The 17,955-nt window shown below is 44.4% G+C and carries 16 protein-coding genes and 1 tRNA gene; 13 read left to right on the top strand and 4 right to left on the bottom strand.

The features are described 5' to 3' along the window. Positions 1–18 precede the first annotated feature (18 nt). Positions 19–315 (bottom strand): ribosome assembly RNA-binding protein YhbY, encoded by a 297-nt coding sequence (yhbY, locus tag ACXAD8_RS06490; RefSeq protein ID WP_475226347.1) that lies wholly within the window; start codon positions 313–315, stop codon positions 19–21. A gap of 234 nt (positions 316–549) precedes the next feature. On the opposite strand from yhbY, the gene ACXAD8_RS06485 reads away from it, so the two are divergent. From ACXAD8_RS06485 to ACXAD8_RS06445, 9 genes are all read left to right on the top strand, one after another. After that, positions 550–2,091 (top strand): sensor histidine kinase, encoded by a 1,542-nt coding sequence (locus ACXAD8_RS06485; protein ID WP_475226344.1) that lies wholly within the window; start codon positions 550–552, stop codon positions 2,089–2,091. Beyond that, positions 2,081–2,542, top strand: coding sequence for a response regulator (locus ACXAD8_RS06480; RefSeq protein WP_475226342.1), 462 nt, complete (start codon positions 2,081–2,083; stop codon positions 2,540–2,542). The genes ACXAD8_RS06485 and ACXAD8_RS06480 overlap by 11 nt, the downstream gene beginning before the upstream one ends. Continuing rightward, the gene (locus ACXAD8_RS06475) at positions 2,523–4,250 is read left to right on the top strand and encodes a putative bifunctional diguanylate cyclase/phosphodiesterase (protein WP_475226339.1); all 1,728 of its coding nucleotides are present in this window, start codon (positions 2,523–2,525) and stop codon (positions 4,248–4,250) included. Before ACXAD8_RS06480 ends, ACXAD8_RS06475 begins: the two co-directional genes overlap by 20 nt. A gap of 590 nt (positions 4,251–4,840) precedes the next feature. After that, positions 4,841–6,802 carry an ATP-dependent zinc metalloprotease FtsH gene (gene ftsH, locus ACXAD8_RS06470; RefSeq protein WP_475226337.1) on the top strand — a complete coding sequence of 654 codons (1,962 nt, stop codon included), beginning with the start codon at positions 4,841–4,843 and terminating at the stop codon, positions 6,800–6,802. Positions 6,803–6,925: 123 nt separating this feature from the next. Further along, positions 6,926–7,705 carry a dihydropteroate synthase gene (gene folP, locus ACXAD8_RS06465; protein WP_475226334.1) on the top strand — a complete coding sequence of 260 codons (780 nt, stop codon included), beginning with the start codon at positions 6,926–6,928 and terminating at the stop codon, positions 7,703–7,705. A gap of 8 nt (positions 7,706–7,713) precedes the next feature. Further along, the gene (glmM, locus tag ACXAD8_RS06460; protein ID WP_475226331.1) at positions 7,714–9,048 is read left to right on the top strand and encodes a phosphoglucosamine mutase; all 1,335 of its coding nucleotides are present in this window, start codon (positions 7,714–7,716) and stop codon (positions 9,046–9,048) included. A 90-nt stretch (positions 9,049–9,138) separates the two neighbouring features. Further along, on the top strand, positions 9,139–9,879 hold the full coding sequence (gene tpiA, locus ACXAD8_RS06455) for a triose-phosphate isomerase (protein WP_475226329.1): 741 nt from the start codon (positions 9,139–9,141) through the stop codon (positions 9,877–9,879). A gap of 18 nt (positions 9,880–9,897) precedes the next feature. Next, positions 9,898–10,260, top strand: a complete 363-nt coding sequence (gene secG / locus ACXAD8_RS06450) for a preprotein translocase subunit SecG (RefSeq protein ID WP_475226326.1) — start codon at positions 9,898–9,900, stop codon at positions 10,258–10,260. Positions 10,261–10,266: 6 nt separating this feature from the next. Next, positions 10,267–10,352, top strand: a tRNA-Leu gene (locus tag ACXAD8_RS06445). A gap of 187 nt (positions 10,353–10,539) precedes the next feature. On the opposite strand, the gene ACXAD8_RS06440 is transcribed toward ACXAD8_RS06445, so the two are convergent. The 3 genes from ACXAD8_RS06440 to ACXAD8_RS06430 all read right to left on the bottom strand — a co-directional run bounded on the left by ACXAD8_RS06440 (position 10,540) and on the right by ACXAD8_RS06430 (position 13,807). Next, positions 10,540–11,652 (bottom strand): sensor histidine kinase, encoded by a 1,113-nt coding sequence (locus ACXAD8_RS06440; RefSeq protein WP_475226323.1) that lies wholly within the window; start codon positions 11,650–11,652, stop codon positions 10,540–10,542. 14 nt (positions 11,653–11,666) lie between these two features. Beyond that, on the bottom strand, positions 11,667–12,416 hold the full coding sequence (locus ACXAD8_RS06435; RefSeq protein ID WP_475226321.1) for a LytR/AlgR family response regulator transcription factor: 750 nt from the start codon (positions 12,414–12,416) through the stop codon (positions 11,667–11,669). Between the two features lie 170 nt (positions 12,417–12,586). Beyond that, positions 12,587–13,807, bottom strand: a complete 1,221-nt coding sequence (locus tag ACXAD8_RS06430; protein ID WP_475226318.1) for a saccharopine dehydrogenase family protein — start codon at positions 13,805–13,807, stop codon at positions 12,587–12,589. A gap of 164 nt (positions 13,808–13,971) precedes the next feature. Between ACXAD8_RS06430 and ACXAD8_RS06425 the strand changes: the two genes are divergently transcribed. The 4 genes from ACXAD8_RS06425 to ACXAD8_RS06410 all read left to right on the top strand — a co-directional run bounded on the left by ACXAD8_RS06425 (position 13,972) and on the right by ACXAD8_RS06410 (position 17,901). Next, positions 13,972–14,841 carry a sulfite exporter TauE/SafE family protein gene (locus ACXAD8_RS06425; protein WP_475226315.1) on the top strand — a complete coding sequence of 290 codons (870 nt, stop codon included), beginning with the start codon at positions 13,972–13,974 and terminating at the stop codon, positions 14,839–14,841. 44 nt (positions 14,842–14,885) lie between these two features. After that, a complete protein-coding gene (locus tag ACXAD8_RS06420) occupies positions 14,886–16,796 on the top strand; it encodes an ATP-dependent DNA helicase (protein ID WP_475226312.1) in 1,911 nt (636 codons plus the stop codon). Between the two features lie 9 nt (positions 16,797–16,805). Beyond that, the gene (tsaB, locus tag ACXAD8_RS06415) at positions 16,806–17,489 is read left to right on the top strand and encodes a tRNA (adenosine(37)-N6)-threonylcarbamoyltransferase complex dimerization subunit type 1 TsaB (protein ID WP_475226310.1); all 684 of its coding nucleotides are present in this window, start codon (positions 16,806–16,808) and stop codon (positions 17,487–17,489) included. A gap of 91 nt (positions 17,490–17,580) precedes the next feature. Further along, a complete protein-coding gene (locus tag ACXAD8_RS06410; RefSeq protein WP_475226308.1) occupies positions 17,581–17,901 on the top strand; it encodes a hypothetical protein in 321 nt (106 codons plus the stop codon). Positions 17,902–17,955 lie beyond the last annotated feature (54 nt).

Below are 17,955 nucleotides of genomic sequence, written 5' to 3'. Positions count from 1 at the left end.
TAACGGTTAGAAGCACTGTTACTTTTTAGGTAACTCAATTTTCTTCTCTTCCGATTGCTTGTAAAGCACCAGCATGTGGCCAATGGTTTGCACTTTTATCGCGCCTGATTCACGCACAATGGCATCCATAATTAAGTTCTTTTCTTCTCTGTCTTCAGAAGGCACTCTGACTTTGATCAACTCGTGATGCGCCAGGGCTGCATCAATTTCAGCCATAACACCTTCAGTCAGGCCATTGCCCCCTAAAAGCACCACTGGTTTCAGGCTGTGGGCCAATCCTTTCAGGTGTTGTTTTTGTTTGTTAGTTAATTGCATAAAGCTCTCTTTCTTAGCTATTCTCGCCAAAAAATTTGCGAGATTTAAATTTGGTTAGTATTGCTTATAGATTACCACATTCCGGGTTTAGCAATAAAAAAATTGTCGATCTCTTACAACAAAGCGAGCAAAATCGGAACCATATTAAGGATAAAAATATACTAAAGTACTATTTTGCATCGCCGCACTAATGACTATGCTAAAAGCACTTACTAAGTTTTTGAAGTGTTGAAGATGACAGATTGTGGCGTTCATTCAGAGGATATATTGCGGTTTTCCAGCTCTGTCGGGCTGGTACCTGATAGCCTTAATCCCTACATCGAAAATTTAACCGACTACCTGAGAACCACTTTTAATCTCAGCACCTGTGCAGTCGCGTTGACAGACGTTGATTTTCAATATTTTGAGGATGGTCTGGCTGATGAAGATCCGATATATCGTCAGGTAATTGAAGCCAAAACACTGTGCTTTTTCAATGAACGCGCTTTGCAAGAATCTTTTAAGGGCAGTGGGTTGTTAAAATCTGCAGATCACGTTGGGTACTTTGTAGGTGTTTTATTGACGTCTGGCAGCGATAATCCGGTGGGCATGCTCTATGGTTTTGGTAGGGGCGATATGCCCGATCAAAGCGCGGAATGGAGCGGCTTTACCGCGATAGCCAAAAGTATTGAACTGTACCTACAGCAACAAACGGCCAGACCTGATTATTTGTCGAGTTTAGAGTTTCCGCATCTGCTGACCGCCGCTCATGAAGATCTGATTTTTGCAAAAGATGAGCAGTTTCGCATTGTGTTCGTGAATCCAGCATTTATGCAGCTTTATCCGGGAAAAAACCCACAGGACATTCTCGGAACCACGACTGTGGAAGATTATTTGCCAGAAGACGCAGAAGCGTTTCTCGAGCAGGACAAAATCGCTTTTGAGCAAGGAAAAAGCGAAGTCTTTGAGGAGGTACTTATGCCTGACGGGACTAATCGCATTCTTTGGACTATTAAAAAGCGTTGTATTGTCAACGATGGGCGTTCGTATATTCTTGGAATTGCCAGAGATGTAACGTTACAAGAGCAACAGAAACAGGAGTTGCGCCAGTCAAATGAAGATCTGGAAAATTTCGCCTATATTGCCTCTCATGATTTGAAGGCGCCCTTGAACTCTGTAGAAAAGATATGCGGTTGGATTCAAGATGACCTTGAGTCAAAGTTAGATGCCAGTGCTGAAGAGTACTTTAACCTCTTGCATGGCCGAATTGGTCGTATGAGATGTTTGTTAGATGATCTATTGGAATATTCCCGCCTTGGTCGTATGAATTTTAAAGTTGAGGAAATCTCTCTTCCTGATATAACGGCGAGTATATCTGCCTTCCTTGGAATCGGACCTGAATTCGACATAACAGCTGAAGACATAACGTTACATTTATCTTCTGTCCCGTTTGAGTTAGTCATGCGCAATCTTATACAAAATGCGGTAAAGCACCATAATTGTTCAGCTGGTCAAATATCTATATCTGCGGAGCGGAATAATCGTGAGTATATTATTTGTGTCGATGATGATGGTCCTGGTATTGCACCTGAGTATCGGGAAAAAGTAATAAAGATTTTTCAAACGTTGCGTCCACGAGATGAAGTGGAAGGATCGGGTATGGGGTTGGCGATTGTGTCTAAGACGCTAAGTGTATTGGGTGGTAAAATGAAAATTGATACTAGTCCGCTGGGAGGAACCAGAATACAACTTCATTGGCCAATATATATCAGGAAGGGGGTAAAATATGAGTGTTAATGAACGACAACCATTGGAAATATTGCTGGTTGATGACGATGATGTTGACGCAATATCCGTGCAACGTGCTTTTAAAAAGAGTAATCGTCATGAAGAGCTCATTCGTAAACGGAACGGGCTTGAAGCCTTAAATTATTTACGAAGTAGAAGTAATCAGTGTTCGCTCATCGTGATCCTTGACCTTGAGATGCCGATGATGAATGGTTTTGAGTTCCTTAAAACACTTCGGAAGGATAGTGATCTAAAAAGTACGGTCGTATTTATTCTTACTACCTCATCGTGCAATCAAGACATCCAAAAGGCGTATGAAAACTATGTTTCGGGTTATATTTGCAAGGACAATGTTGGTAAAAATTTTGAAAAGCTAATGAGTTTAATCAATGGATTTGGGCAAGTTGTAAGTTTGCCATTGTCGCACATTGGAGATGGTTATGCGTGTTCTGCTAATTGATGATGACAAAGTAGACCGAGAGGAAATTAAACGTGAATTGAACGGTCAGCCGGGAACGGTGATTGAAGAGGCCGCAACGGCACAATTGGGTCTGGCAGCCTTGACCAATATCAAATTTGATATTGTGTTGCTTGACTACTTACTACCTGATAAGGACGGGCTTAAGGTTTTAGCCGATATTAAAACCCTAAACTTGGCTTACCCGTGCGGTGTTATATTGATGAGCAACAGTGAAGATAGTGTGTTGCTGGAAAGCGCCCTGGAATTCGGGGCTCAGGACTTCCTGTCAAAGACCGAAATTAATCAACAAAAGCTTAATCGAACAATTCATCTGGCCAGAAAACGATTCGAATTAGAGTACTGTGTACGGAAAAATCAAGAACGTAGCAAATTAGCCGCCAGTATTGATAACCTGACAGGGTTGCTCAATCGAACCGCATTTGAATCATCGTTGGAAAACCTTTTAAACTCTGATTTAGCAAATAAAAACGGCGCACTTATTTTTTTGGATATTGACAATTTTAAATTTTTTAATGAATGCTATGGTCACGAACTTGGCGATGAATTTCTAAAACAAGTGGCTGAGCGAATTAAACAAGTTGTAGATCAAAAAAATCATGTGGCAAGAGTTGGTTCAAACGAGTTTGCATTGTTAATACAGTCAAATGAAATTGAATCTAAGAAAAGAGCTGTTTTTAATAGATTACTCAAAGCACTGGATACACCATTTGTTTTCGATGATGTAGAAATCAATTGCACATTCAGTATTGGCAGTACATACATTGCCGAAAATATCACGAAAAAAGAAGTGATCAAACAGGCTAATTTGGCGTTACATAGAGCTAAAGAGGGATCTGGGTATACAGTAACTGAATTTGATGAAAGTCTTTCAGCAGAAATTGAAAAACAGAGACTAATTAAAGAAGGCCTTGAATATCACTTAAATCAAAATGCATTTAATGTGTTGTATCAACCAATTGTTAGTTCTAAAGGTGAGCTGATGTCTATGGAGGCTCTGGTTAGGTGGCCCGAGAACAGTCCATTTGGTTTTTATGGCCCTGATGAGTTTATCCCCATTTCTGAACAAAACCAAACTATCGACAAATTGGGCGAATTTGTTTTTAAACAAGCAGTTATGACCCAGGCGGAGATAACTAAACGTGGTTTTCCTAAGGTTCGCGTTTCGGTTAATTTTTCGCCCGTGCAACTAAATCAATGGGAAATGTGTGTAAGATTAAAGAGTATTTGTCTCAGGGAAGGCGTTCTACCGTCCTCGGTAGTTTTAGAAATTACTGAGACTGCGTTGCTAAGCAATGACTTTGCAACGAAGCGAATGATTTCACAACTGGCAGAAACTGGTTTTACTATTGCTTTAGACGATTTTGGCACGGGTTACTCTTCAATAAGTCATCTTATTAATTTTCCGATTAACCAGGTCAAGGTTGATAGATCTGTAATGCCGGTAGATAAAAATGATACTAAACGTATAAACTTGCTTAACAGTCTGGTGAGTATGTGTAAATCAATAGGTGCGGTGGTTGTGGTTGAAGGAGTAGAGCAAAGTTGGCAGGCTGATCTGTGCCGGGAACTAGGTAGTGACAAACAACAAGGTTATTATTATAGCAAGCCCATTTCTAAGTCAAAATTACTTGAATTACATTTTTCACCAAATGAAGCGGTTGAAAGTGAGCTCATTGACTCAAAATAATTGTTGAACGTTTCGTGAACCAGAAACAGAATAATGAGTCTTTTATGACAACTCTATTTACAAATAAATCTCAACCCATAGGTTGAAAAGCTGTATTCTAGCGCCATTTCCTTCGTATCCTTATTTTTGATTCGTTTAAATGACCAAAAAGTGCACTCTGCCAGCAATAATCACTGCATTGTATAACGCTTTGTGTATAAGACTTTAAAGTAAGGTCTGCGCTTAAAAAAGGTTTTAATTTGAACAGAATCGGTGGCAAGAGCGTATGTGTAAATGGGTCTGATACGGCGCCCAGGACTGATAACTACGTGTCAGGCAAGGGTGATGTATCTTGTAGAGTTGGCGTAATTCACGGTTCGGCAACTTTTAATGAAGATAACGCCTGGGTGATATTGGTATTTTCAAGGGCTGGTTTTGAGTGAGATTTTACGGAGCCAATAAAGGCTTTTAAATCGTCAAAACCCGCAAACATGATTTCTTATGAGCGCGCTCCAGAGAAGTCCGCCTTGTAGCTACCGGCTGGAAACTATAGTATTCTTTGTCGATAGTGATGTTGTTTCGCAATTTAAGTATTTATTGAGGTTATTACATTGAGTGATATGGCTAAAAACCTGATTCTTTGGTTGGTTATTGCTGTGGTATTGATGTCTGTTTTTCAGAGCTTTACTCCTGGAGATTCTGGCAAACGGCAAACCAGTTACGACCAGTTTATCAAAGAAGTTAATCAGGGCATGATCCGCGAGATCAGCATCGATAAAGAAACCGGTGAAGTTCGCGGACTTAAGCGCACTGGTGAAAGCTTTAACACCAACATTCCATATTATGATGATGGTTTGATGGCTGACCTGCTGAAAAATAATGTTCGAGTCGTGGGTATACCACCTGCCGAACCATCCATGCTGGCAAATATTTTTATTTCCTGGTTCCCGATGTTGCTGCTAATAGGCGTCTGGATTTTCTTCATGCGACAGATGCAGGGTGGTGGAGGCCGAGGGGCGATGTCCTTTGGCAAGAGCAAAGCACGACTGCTGGGCGAAGATCAAATTAAAACCACATTCCAGGACGTGGCTGGCTGTGATGAAGCCAAAGAGGAAGTTGTCGAGCTGGTTGACTTCTTGCGCGATCCTTCCAAGTTCCAGAAGCTGGGCGGCAAAATTCCTAAAGGCGTTCTGATGGTTGGACCGCCCGGAACAGGTAAGACATTGCTGGCGAAAGCCATTGCCGGTGAAGCAAAAGTGCCTTTTTTCACCATTTCGGGTTCTGACTTTGTTGAAATGTTCGTTGGTGTTGGTGCATCTCGGGTTCGCGACATGTTTGAGCAAGCTAAAAAGTCTGCCCCTTGTATTATATTTATTGACGAAATAGACGCCGTAGGCCGTCAACGTGGTGCCGGTTTAGGCGGTGGTCACGACGAGCGTGAGCAAACCTTAAACCAAATGTTGGTTGAAATGGATGGCTTTGAAGGTCACGAAGGTATCATCGTAATCGCAGCCACAAACCGTCCTGACGTATTGGATCCTGCATTATTGCGTCCTGGTCGTTTTGACCGCCAGGTGGTTGTTGGATTACCCGATATTCGAGGCCGTGAACAAATTCTTAAAGTGCATATGCGCAAGGTTCCTATTGCCGACAATGTTGAAGCCTCTGTAATTGCACGTGGTACACCAGGATTCTCAGGTGCTGATCTGGCCAACCTGGTCAACGAAGCCGCGCTGTTTGCCGCCAGAGCTAATAAGCGCCTGGTGAACATGGAAGAGTTTGAAAAAGCGAAAGATAAAATCATGATGGGTACAGAGCGACGCTCCATGGTGATGTCTGAGGAAGAAAAAGCCATGACCGCCTATCACGAAGCGGGTCATGCCATTGTGGGACGACTAGTACCAGAACATGATCCGGTATATAAAGTATCTATCATTCCACGTGGACGTGCACTAGGTGTGACTATGTACTTGCCAGAGCAAGACCGCGTCAGCCACACCAAGCAACACCTGGAGAGTATGGTGTCCAGCTTATTTGGTGGGCGTCTGGCGGAAGAGCTGATTTACGGTGCTGACAAAGTAACTACCGGGGCATCAAACGACATTGAGCGCGCAACAGATATCGCCCGCAAGATGGTCACCCAGTGGGGTCTGTCTGATAAGATGGGGCCGATGCTATATGCGGAAGAAGAAGGCGAAGTTTTCCTTGGCAGAAGCGTTGCGCAAGCGAAGCACATGTCTGATGATACTGCCAGAGCGATTGACGCTGAAATTAAAGGCGTAATCGACAGAAATTATGAGCGTGCTAAAAATATCCTGGAAGAAAATATGGATATTCTGCATTCCATGAAAGATGCATTGATGAAATACGAAACAATCGATGCCAAGCAAATTGATGATTTGATGGCCCGCCGTGAAGTTCGTCCGCCTGCTGACTGGGATAAAGACAATGACAAGTCTGATAAGCCCAGGGGAGGCGCTGGTGCAGAGGCAGAATCTGATGCCAAACCAGAAGCAGAAGACAAAAAATCTTCTAATGGTTCAGTCGGTAAGCCAGGTGACCTGCCAAGCTAAATCCGCTAAACTAACAGCAGTATGGAGTTAATAACGCCTCATTTGAGGCGTTTTTTATAAGCGATATTAATCATCCTTCCTTCGATGGCACTACTACACACAATTGATAAGCACCCTCAAATTATGGGCATATTGAATGTAACGCCCGATTCGTTTTCTGATGGTGGTAAATACCGAAATTCGGATGCTGCGATAAAACAAGCGGAGCAAATGATTTTGCATGGCGCTGAAATCATCGATATAGGCGGTGAATCCACAAGGCCAGGGGCACAAGCGGTATCTGTGCAGGAAGAGTTGGACAGAACTATCCCCGTAATAGAGGCCATTGCAGCCCAATTTGAGGTGTCGATATCCATAGATACCAGTAAACCAGAGGTAATCACGGAAGCGGTAAATGCCGGAGCTGACTTGATCAATGATGTCAGAGCGTTGCAGTATCCTGGGGCACTGGAGGCGGCAGCACAAACCGACGCCGATATTTGTTTGATGCACATGCAGGGGCAGCCTCGCACTATGCAAGATTCGCCCAGTTATCAGGATGTATTAAAAGAAGTTAAACAATTCTTTGAACAACGCATTACAGCATGTGAAAAACAGGGGATAGCGAAGCAGCGATTAATTTTGGATCCAGGTTTTGGATTTGGTAAAACCCTGGACCACAACTATCACTTATTAGCAAACTTGTCATACTTTGAAGCACTTGAGTTACCATTACTTGTCGGTGTTTCAAGAAAATCCATGATCGGTAATTTATTAAATCGCCAGGTTGAGGAACGGCTGGCTGGCAGTATTGCCGGAGCTTTAATCGCACTGCAACAGGGCGCAAAAATCGTGCGTGTACATGACGTAAAAGAAACGTCAGACGCGCTGAAAGTATTACAAAAAACAATAGAGTTGATTTGAGAGTCAGTATGAGAAAGTACTTTGGAACAGATGGAATTCGTGGCCGCGTTGGCGAGAACATGATCAACCCGGAGTTTGTCACCAAGTTGGGATGGGCAGCCGGTAAAGTATTGGCGGGTTATGGTACCAATAAAGTACTGATAGGCAAAGATACACGGATTTCAGGTTATATGCTGGAGTCTGCGTTAGAAGCTGGGCTGTCCGCCGCTGGTATCAATATTGGATTGCTGGGGCCTATGCCGACTCCAGCCATTGCTTATTTAACAAAGACCTTCCGTGCGGAAGCTGGCATAGTGATAAGTGCATCCCATAACCCGTATTATGACAACGGCATCAAGTTCTTCGGCTCTTCTGGTTATAAACTGGATGATGATATTGAGCTGGCGATTGAAGCTGAAATGGAAAAGCCTATGACCTGTGTTAGTTCAGATAAATTAGGCAAGGCAACCCGTATCAACGATGCTGCTGGACGTTATATCGAGTTTTGTAAAGGCTGTTTCCCATCAGAGCTGTCCTTGCAGGGTTTAAAGATTGTCGTAGATTGCGCCCACGGTGCTACGTATCACATCGCTCCCGACGTATTAATAGAGTTAGGCGCTGAGGTTATCGAAATTGGTACCAACCCCAACGGTTTAAATATCAACGACAAAGTTGGAGCAACGTCCCTTGACTTAATTCAACAAAAAGTACTGGAAGAAAAAGCGGATCTCGGCTTTGCGCTGGATGGCGATGGCGATCGCATTATGATGATCGATCACAAAGGCAATATCCTCGACGGCGATCAAATTGTTTATATCATCGCCAGAGACAACCTCAAGTCTGGTAAACTGAATGGTGGTGGTGTTGTTGGTACAGCCATGAGTAATTTGGGATTAGAGATTGCTTTAACCAAGCTGGGAATTCCTTTCGCAAGAAGTAAAGTCGGTGACAGATATGTATTAGAACTTCTGCAAGAAAAAGGCTGGTGTATAGGCGGCGAAAGCTCCGGTCATGTCTTGAATCTAAATGTAGCTTCGGCAGGAGATGGCATTGTTTCAGGATTGCAGGTTATTGCTTCGATGCTGAAATCCAATATGTCACTTTATGACTTGTCCAGAGGCATGGAAAAGTATCCTCAGAAGCTCATTAATGTGCGTTTTAATGAAGGCAATGATCCTCTGCAAATTCAGTCGGTGAAAGACGCCGTAAAAGAAGCTGAAGCGGAACTGGGAGATACCGGACGAGTATTGTTGCGCAAGAGCGGAACAGAGCCATTGATCCGGGTTATGGTGGAAGCTCATGATGCGCCATTGGCGAATAATTGGGCGGAATACATTGCTGGTGCCGTAAAAGACGCATTGTAAGCAATTATTTTGATTTGAAATCTTGTAACTTGTGTGCGTCTTCGTTAATATCTCGCACCGCTTGAAAATGCAGAAATAGCTAATATAACTATGGCAATACAAAGAAAACCATTAGTGGCAGGAAACTGGAAACTGAATGGTTCAGACAGTTTGGTAGAGGGAATGAGTTCAGCGTTAAGTGAGGCTGAATTATCATCTGCTGATGTTGTTGTTTGTGTTCCAGCACCTTATTTGGCTAAATTTCAAAGTCGAGGCTTTGACGTAGGCGCTCAAGATGTCAGTGAACATGAGTCCGGTGCTTATACCGGCGAAGTTAGCGCTGCAATGCTCGCAGAGTGCGGCGCAAAATGGGTGATTGTAGGGCATTCTGAAAGACGCACCTATCACGCAGAATCTGACAGTCAGGTAGCTCAAAAAGCGGCTTGTGCTATAAAAGCCGGTTTAACCCCGATTGTTTGCTTTGGCGAAGAGGAAGAAATACGAGATAAAGGTAAGTTTACCGAGCATTGTATTTCCCAGGTTAAAGCTGCCATTGACGCACTCGGAATCGAGACGTTTTCCAAATGCGTACTGGCTTATGAGCCTGTCTGGGCAATTGGAACTGGTAAAACTGCCAGCCCTGAGCAAGCACAAGACATGCACAAGTGTGTGAGAGAATTTATTGCGACTCATTCTGCCGAAGTAGCAGCGGAAATGAGAATTTTATACGGTGGTAGTGTAAAAGCTGATAATGCATCAGAGTTGTTTTCACAGCCGGACGTAGACGGTGGCCTTATTGGTGGGGCGAGCCTTAAAGCTGAAGATTTCATTAAAATTTGTCGTTCAGCCTGAACTAATTAGAGACAGTAAATGTTATACGAAGTACTTTTAGTCATAGATTTGATTGTAGCGATTATGTTGATCGGCCTGATCCTTATCCAACAAGGTAAGGGCGCCGATATGGGAGCATCCTTTGGTGGTGGCGGTTCAAACACCGTATTTGGTTCTACCGGCTCTGGAAACTTCCTGACCAGAACTACTGCTGTTCTGGCCACAATATTCTTTTGCGTCAGCCTTGCGCTGGGTAACATGTCAAACAACCAAGGTGTTACTGAAGATACCTGGGAAAACCTTGATGTACCGGCTGTAGAACAAACAGAAGAGCAACCTGCTGCAGGCGATGTACCAGCTGCAGACCAGCAAGAATCAGACAGCGACGTACCTAATACCTAATAAAACGCGGATGTGGTGGAATTGGTAGACACGCCATCTTGAGGGGGTGGTGAGCATAGCTCGTGAGGGTTCAAGTCCCTCCGTCCGCACCAAATTAAAGTCCTGTAGGCCGGACTTCAGTCCGGCACCTCAGCTTGCAGTTTGGACTTGTGTCCAACCATGACACTTGATTAACCTCCTTAGTTCATATTTCATTCTGAATCTTATTCCAGATTCAAGCAGCGCTTTCGGACATAACTCCCCATAACAATCAATACACTATAACCAGCCAGATAGCATCTACTGGATTTCATTAATGGCGGGCAAAACCATTTCAACCACAAAGTTATCAGCTTCGATAAATTGATTGAATTGGCATTCTTCACCGTATATTAAGGAAAGTCTGGCTTTATTATTACCAATTCCTAATCCAAAGCCTTTGTTGTTTCCGTGCTCGTCTAGTGGGTTGCTGATACGAATGTGCAGACCCTGTGCTATCACATTGGCTTTCAGCAGTATATTGCAGCGAGTTTTTGAACCGTGTACTACGGCATTTTCTATCAGAGGCAGTAACAACATGCCTGGCACTCGTCGATATAAGGCCTCACGAGAGACCTCTTTTTGAAAAGATAATTTGTCACCAAAACGCAACTTTTGCATGTAAATAAAGTGATCCAGCAAAGACAACTCTGCTTCCAGGGTACTGAAGTTACTCATCCTGTTATCAATAATTCCTCTTAATAACAAAGAAAGCTCATTCAGTGCATCCAGCGCATCGGGTTTGCGTTCTGTTCTGACCAGAGCAGAAATGCTGTTCAGTACATTAAATAAAAAGTGAGGGTTCAATTGTGCCCGAAACGCAGCCAGTTCTGACTGAACCAGTTTACGATTGAGTTTTTCTTGTTGTAACTGTGAATAAACTCCGGTTTCATACCATTGCCAGCCAATGCCAAGTAACAGGTACAATAAATACATCTGAAAATCCAGGTTCCACCAGTTGTGAGTGGTGTAGTGTCTGAAGGCGGCCAGAACAGTGTCCAGACTAAGCGGCTCCAGTCCGGGTAAATAATTGTTTATCAGGTATAGAGCGTGAACGCCGAGTGAGGCCTGAATACAAAACACCAGAGCGATTAAAGGAATAAAGCTCAATAGCTTGGCAAATTTGCCTAATTTCTGCTGCGAAATATAACAGGCCGCGGCTATGAGAGCTGGCATTACCAGAAAGTTGCCAGCCCACCATTGCAACCCCTCTGCAAAATAGTGCCAAAAAGTGGAGAAAGTCCAATCGTTGAGGTAGCGAACTCGTCTTAGTGAATAACCACTTAATGTGATTAGCCAATAAATGGCACATAGTTGCCACAGTAATGGCGTAAAAAGACGCTGAGAAAAGCGCGTTGTTTTGGTATTTGTCATGGAAGGCGTGGTCATTAACTGAAGAAATTTAAAACCTGGTTTTTTAATTGTCTCGAAACGGGTAGCTTGGCGCCGCATTTTAGCCTTGCAGTGTAATCTCCCCGGCTGCTGGCGATTAGTTCTGAAATAGCGCTAACCCTAACAATAGAGGAGCGGTGTATTCGAATAAAGTCCTGCTGACTGAGTCGGTTTTCCATGTTGAGCATGGTTTCACGATGTAACACCATTTGCCCATTTTTCAGATAAATTTCTACGTAATTACCACTGCCCAGCAAATAGTCGATGTCCCTGATTTCAATGATGCGGATTTTACCCACTTCTTTAACCGGGATGACGTCGCTGACTGGATTGCTGAGCTGTTTCGAAACCAGGCTAAAGACTTCCTGTATTTCTGTTTGCTCAGTGACAGGCGTTATCAGTCTTTGTCGGACCCGTTCATAAGATTCGGCAAAGCGTTTTTCGTCTATGGGTTTCAGTAAATAGTCTATGGCACTGAGTTCAAACGCTTCGATTGCAAATTCGCTGTAAGCTGTGACAAAAACGATGATTGATTTTCCGGTAAAGATTTTGGCTAAATCGATACCCGAAATTCTGGGCATATTGATATCAAGGTAGGTAACATCAGGTTTTTCTGCGAAAAACAGATCAACCGCATTGCTGGCATTGTCTGAGGTTATTATTTCGCTGGCTGGGTCGTGGCTTCTGATCAATGAAACCAGATTATCAATGGCCAGTTGCTCATCATCTATAACAAGGATTTTCACACTTTAAGTTTTCGCTGTACAAAAGCAGGTAATGATAGATTAGCCTAGCGTAAAGGTAATCACCAATTCGTCCCCGAATACCTGCAATTGGAATACATTGTCTTTAGAGCGGGCTGACCTTTGCTGCAAAATAGTACTGCAAAGAGCGATACGCTCTAAATTTAAGGCTCTTACAGCAGTTCAAAAGTCAGGCCGGCTTTCTCTTTCAGGCGTTCAATCAGCGGCAAACCAAACAGAGTCGATGGCGTCCAAAACCCTCCCGCGGGCTTTTCTTCAGAATTAGCATCAAGATTGGCAAACAAGATGGCCGTTTCAGCCAACATTTTTGCTGTCGAGCCATAGCCGGGATCTTTGTCGCCAGTCACCTTGCCTTTGATTGAGTCGCCAGTGGCTGTTTCACCGAAAAAGTGCATATTGTAGAAGCCTTTTTCCTGGTCTTCGGGGGAGGGACCTTCGCCGGGTTTAGGAAGAATTAGCTTTTCCATGGCACTGCGCAGTGGTGAGACAGCGGCTGAAACCATAAAGGCGCCCAGCCCGAGGGTCATTGCTTTTGCCTTAAATGCTGATGGGCATAACATGGCTTCGTCGTAGAGGAAGTTTTTGCCATACCTGGCACTCAACAGCGCGTTGCTACGGTGCACTATACGGGTATTGATGGTGGCCATAATAAAAGGGGCCGTCCACTGATTAAAATCACTGTCGTATTTTGCTTTGTTGTTACTGGCTTGTCGGGCAAAAAACGGATGATCATTTGGGCATAGTGCGTATGGGTTAGTTAAGGTTCTACGCAGCGCAGGATCGCCAGCGGCCTCTTTGGCGACATTGAGCAAGCTAGCTACGGTACCACCTGAAAACCCGCCTTTCATGGCTTTTACCCGCATTTTGACGCGATAACAGTAGTGACCAAACTGCTGCTTAGCAGCATCCTGCAAAAATAGAACGCCCAAATCCGAGGGCAGGGAGTCAAAGCCGCAGCAGTTAACAATTCTTGCGCCACTGGCCTGTGCCTGATCATGATACTTTTCTATCATGTGGGCAATCCATTGGGTTTCTCCGGTGAGATCACAGTAATCCGTACCAGTTTCACAGCAAACTTTGACCAGTGGTTCGCCATACAGGGCATAGGGACCCACCGTCGAAACCACTACTTTGGTTTGCTTGACCATGGCCTTAAGTTGCTCTTCATTTGCTGCGTCAGCCAGGATTACCGGAATCGATGCTGCCTTTTCTCCCAGCTCATTTTTCAACTGTGCTAATTTTTGCTCTGAACGACCGGCAATGGCCCAGCGAGGCTCAGAGCTTTGGTAGTTTTCCGCTAGATAATTACACAAAATTTTGCCTACAAAACTACTAGCACCAAAAATTACGAAGTCAAATGTTGTGTCGCTCACGAGCGGAAATTCCTTGTTTTGTCATTGGAAATAAAAATGTAGGTACAACCGGTTCGATTTACAACCAGGACTGTGAACTTTCTTTGCATATTTAGCAAATCTGCAGATAATGAGCGCCGGTCTGAGCAATTCGTGGCGAAGTGGCACTTATTTTTAATTAACGCATGAACAGAATTAATCCAAAATTATTGCGACTTTTGCTGGTAGCCCTCTGGTTTGTCGCTTTTTATTTTATAACATCTGATCCAGTAGCCTTGTTTTTGGAATATGGTGGCTTTGCCTTGCTTGGCATTATAGGTGCTGTCTTTGCCAATGCGACCGGAGCCGGTGGTGGCGTAATCTTTGTGCCCTTTTTTAGCCAGTTGGGATTGGACAACACCACCATAGTTGCAACCAGTTTTGCTATCCAATGCTTTGGCATGACAGCCGGTGCGATATCCTGGTTCAGGTGGTATCGACGGGATAAACACACGGATCCTGAGTGGCAGTCCATTTATCAGGTTTTGTGGTGGACGATTCCGTTTTCCATCGGCGGAATCGTTTTTGTGCAAATTGCCGGTATTGAATCCCCGAATAGCCTGCATGCTACTTTTGGGGCTTTTTCGGTACTACTGGCGGTAGCCATTTTTGCATCTATACCTATGCTGAAAAAGCAGTCATTCAACAAGCAATTGCAAAAGGTAGATTACTTGTGTTTGCCGTTAATCGCTTTAATTGGCGGTGGTATAACCGCCTGGTTGTCGGTTGGTGTCGGGGAGTTAATCGCTATATTTTTGATATTCCGGCGCTTTAATGTGTCGTTTGCCATTGCCTGTGCCGTTATTTTAAGTGCCTTTTCCGTTTGGTTTGGCGTGCTTTATCACGTTTTTGATACTCAGTCAGTTTACTGGTCTGTCGTTATCTTTGCCGGTCTTGGTGCGGCAATAGGAGGCACCATCGCAAGGCACCTGGCACTGTATTTTTCGGTAACACACCTTAAAGTGTTTTTTGCCGCCTGGGTACTTATCATTGGTATTGCGTCTCTGCCGCTGTAAAATACCCGATTTTCCGCCGAATCAATGAATAATAAGATGATTTTATGACTGATGTGAAAAGCGCCTTTGCGCCAGACGGTGCACTGGCCAGCAGTATTGAAAACTTTAATCCGCGAGAAGCGCAAATAAGCATGGCGGAAGCGGTGGCTCAGTCAATAAAAGGGCTATCTCAACTGGTGGTGGAGGCGGGAACCGGCACAGGGAAAACTTTTGCCTATCTGGTGCCTGCGTTGCTCAGTAAACGCAAAACCATTGTCTCAACTGGGACTAAAAACCTTCAGGAGCAACTGTTCCTTCGGGATTTACCACTAATTAAAAAAGCACTCAAAAGCAATAAAAGTACGGCACTACTAAAAGGGCGGGCAAACTATTTGTGTTTGGCCAGACTGGCACAACACAGTCGCGGTACTAACCTGATGAGTGCTGATGTGCTTGCCGATTTAACTCGGGTGAAAAACTGGGCGGTGACCACTGAGTCTGGTGACATTGGCGAAATATCCGCCATTAAAGAGGATTCAGGCATACTACCCTATGTCACATCGACGGTGGACAACTGTCTGGGGCGTGATTGCCCGGATTATGAAGATTGTTATTTAGTTAAGGCGCGCAAAAAAGCGATGGACTCGGAAATCGTAGTGGTTAATCACCATTTGTTTTTTGCCGACCTGGCGCTTAAAGATACCGGATTTGGTGAGCTGATACCTGAAGCTGAGGCTATTATTTTCGATGAAGCCCATCAGATACCGGATATTGCCACAGAGTACTTTGGCGAGGCACTGTCTGGCAGACAAGTGCATGACATTTGTAAAGACATCGAAGCTTTACAACGAACAGTGTTAAAAGATGCCAGCCAGTTGTCACAGGCGGCGGAGCAGCTACGTGGCTGCATGGCTGAACTGAGATTACTGTATCCGCTGCAACCGCAAAAAGGCAATTGGTTCGAGCAGTTACGACGCGAAGAAGTCATTGAGCAAATGGCTCGCCTCGCAGAAGCATTCGATGTCTTATATCAGGTGAGTAAGTTACATCTCAATCGGGATAAGGCCTTTGATGCTTTGTTCGAACGCCTGGTGGAAACCCGAAGTCGACTGGCTATCATGCAAGATGAGCAGCAGCTAAACATCAGTCTGTGGTACGAAACCACGCCCAAGCATATTATATTGCATGCTACGCCGCTGAGTATTGCCGGGAAGTTTGGCGCGATTCTGGAGCACAGCGACAGTGCCTGGATATTTACTTCTGCTACGCTGGCAGTAGGTGATAACTTTAATCACTTTAAAAAGCAGTTGGGATTAAAGCCAGAAAAAGAGCTGATCCTGGATAGTCCCTTCGATTATCAGAAGCAGTCATTGTTGTGTGTACCGCGTTACTTATCTGAAGCCAACCATTTTGAGCGCAAAAAAGCGCTATTGCAGGTGGCTTTGCAAATCATAGACGCCAGCGGCGGCAGATGCTTCTTGCTGTTTACCAGCCACAATATGATGCGCCAGTTGGCCGGCTTGTTGGAAGATGAAATAGATAACCCCATATTGGTTCAGGGAGACACCAGTAAGCGCGAGCTGTTGGAGCAATTTATTGAGAATGACAACGCCGTGTTGTTGGGTACTGGGGCATTTTGGGAAGGGGTTGATGTCAGAGGCGACAAACTCACTTGTGTGTTGATTGACAAGTTACCTTTTGCCTCGCCTGATGATCCTTTACTACAGGCAAAAGTAGAAGATTGTCGCAAAAAAGGGCTAAACCCGTTTGCTACAATGCAAATACCGCAGGCAGTTATTTCCCTGAAGCAGGGAGCAGGACGTCTGATCAGAGATGTTCAGGACAAAGGGGTTTTGATCATCTGTGATGACCGTCTGGTGAATAAAGATTATGGCAAAACATTTATTAAGAGTCTGCCAGATATGAAGCGGACTCGTTCGCTACAATTGGCTCTGGACTTTTTGAAAGCATTATAGGACTCAGCATTGAATATTCTTGCAATTGATACCGCAACAGAGGCTTGTTCTGTCGCGCTGGAAACCAATAAGGGGATTGTTTCCCGTTTTGAAGTCTGCCCACAAGAGCACAGCAGAAAACTGCTGCCTATGGTTAAAGAAGTATTGCAACAGGCTGCGCTCAGTCTCAATGATTTGGACGTATTGGCGGTTGGAGCTGGCCCGGGCAGTTTTACCGGAGTTCGCATTGCAATGGGCATGATCCAGGGACTGGCTTTTGGTGCGACGTTACCCATTGTAAAAGTAAGCACGCTTCAGGCTATGGCACAGCAAATAGCGAAGCAGGAAAACTGTTCAGAAGTGGTGGCGTTGATTGATGCCCGCATGTCAGAAGTTTATTTTGGGCACTATGTGGCAGACGAGCAAGGCATACTGCAATTGCAAGGTGAAGAGTTAGTTATTCCACCAGAAGAACTACTGGCAGGGCCGCTGGCAGCATTAAACAACTATGCTTTGGCCGGAACAGGCTGGCAGGCTTACGAGTCACTTAAACCCAAGATGGATAAACCAGTGAGCGTGCTGTACCCCAGTGCCGAGTTTATGTTACCTAAGGCAAAACAACTGTGGCAGTCGGGGGAGAGTTACCAACCTGACAATGTAGAGCCTACCTATTTGCGAGATAAAGTGACCTGGAAAAAGCTGCCGGGCCGGTAAAAGTGCACAATTTTTAATTTTGGCGGAAAATTTGCTTAATATTTACAAAGTTGATCCGATATAGAGGATAAGATGTCTGTGGAAGTGTTAAGTGAACTTTGAATCAACCGTATTAACCCGACCGGGAACGCTGATCATCAATCCGCCTGTAAAAGAAAGCGGACAGCAAACGGCTGCGCTCAAATCAAGGCAGGAAGATAGTTCACCACAGCAACCACCATTTCAATATGAAACGGTGGTTAAAAAAGGCGATTCTCAAAGCTATGCGGAAGCGGATAAATACCGTGAGCAGCAAGAGGGAGCCTATGGCGCAACTGGCAGACGTAGCGGCGTTGATGCTTATCAAAGTCTCGCCTTAGATTATCGTCGTGAAGAAATAAAACAAATGATGGGCGTTGATACCTACGCTTAGACACTTTGTTTTAACAAGTCAAAAATTCTCTCCCAATTAATTCAGTAGATGTTC

This window comes from Planctobacterium sp. AWH2_060 (assembly GCF_056158425.1).
Note: the sequence above shows the minus strand (reverse complement) of the source record. Positions and strands in the feature narration are given on the sequence as shown.

Coding starts and splice junctions, on each gene's coding strand:
- folP (WP_475226334.1), top strand. CDS start 6,926: ATGGGCATATTGAATGTAACGCCCGATTCGTTTTCTGATGGTGGTAAA.
- ACXAD8_RS06425 (WP_475226315.1), top strand. CDS start 13,972: ATGAACAGAATTAATCCAAAATTATTGCGACTTTTGCTGGTAGCCCTC.
- ACXAD8_RS06485 (WP_475226344.1), top strand. CDS start 550: ATGACAGATTGTGGCGTTCATTCAGAGGATATATTGCGGTTTTCCAGC.
- ACXAD8_RS06420 (WP_475226312.1), top strand. CDS start 14,886: ATGACTGATGTGAAAAGCGCCTTTGCGCCAGACGGTGCACTGGCCAGC.
- ACXAD8_RS06480 (WP_475226342.1), top strand. CDS start 2,081: ATGAGTGTTAATGAACGACAACCATTGGAAATATTGCTGGTTGATGAC.
- ACXAD8_RS06440 (WP_475226323.1), bottom strand. CDS start 11,652: ATGACAAATACCAAAACAACGCGCTTTTCTCAGCGTCTTTTTACGCCA.
- tpiA (WP_475226329.1), top strand. CDS start 9,139: ATGGCAATACAAAGAAAACCATTAGTGGCAGGAAACTGGAAACTGAAT.
- ACXAD8_RS06475 (WP_475226339.1), top strand. CDS start 2,523: ATGCGTGTTCTGCTAATTGATGATGACAAAGTAGACCGAGAGGAAATT.
- yhbY (WP_475226347.1), bottom strand. CDS start 315: ATGCAATTAACTAACAAACAAAAACAACACCTGAAAGGATTGGCCCAC.
- glmM (WP_475226331.1), top strand. CDS start 7,714: ATGAGAAAGTACTTTGGAACAGATGGAATTCGTGGCCGCGTTGGCGAG.
- secG (WP_475226326.1), top strand. CDS start 9,898: ATGTTATACGAAGTACTTTTAGTCATAGATTTGATTGTAGCGATTATG.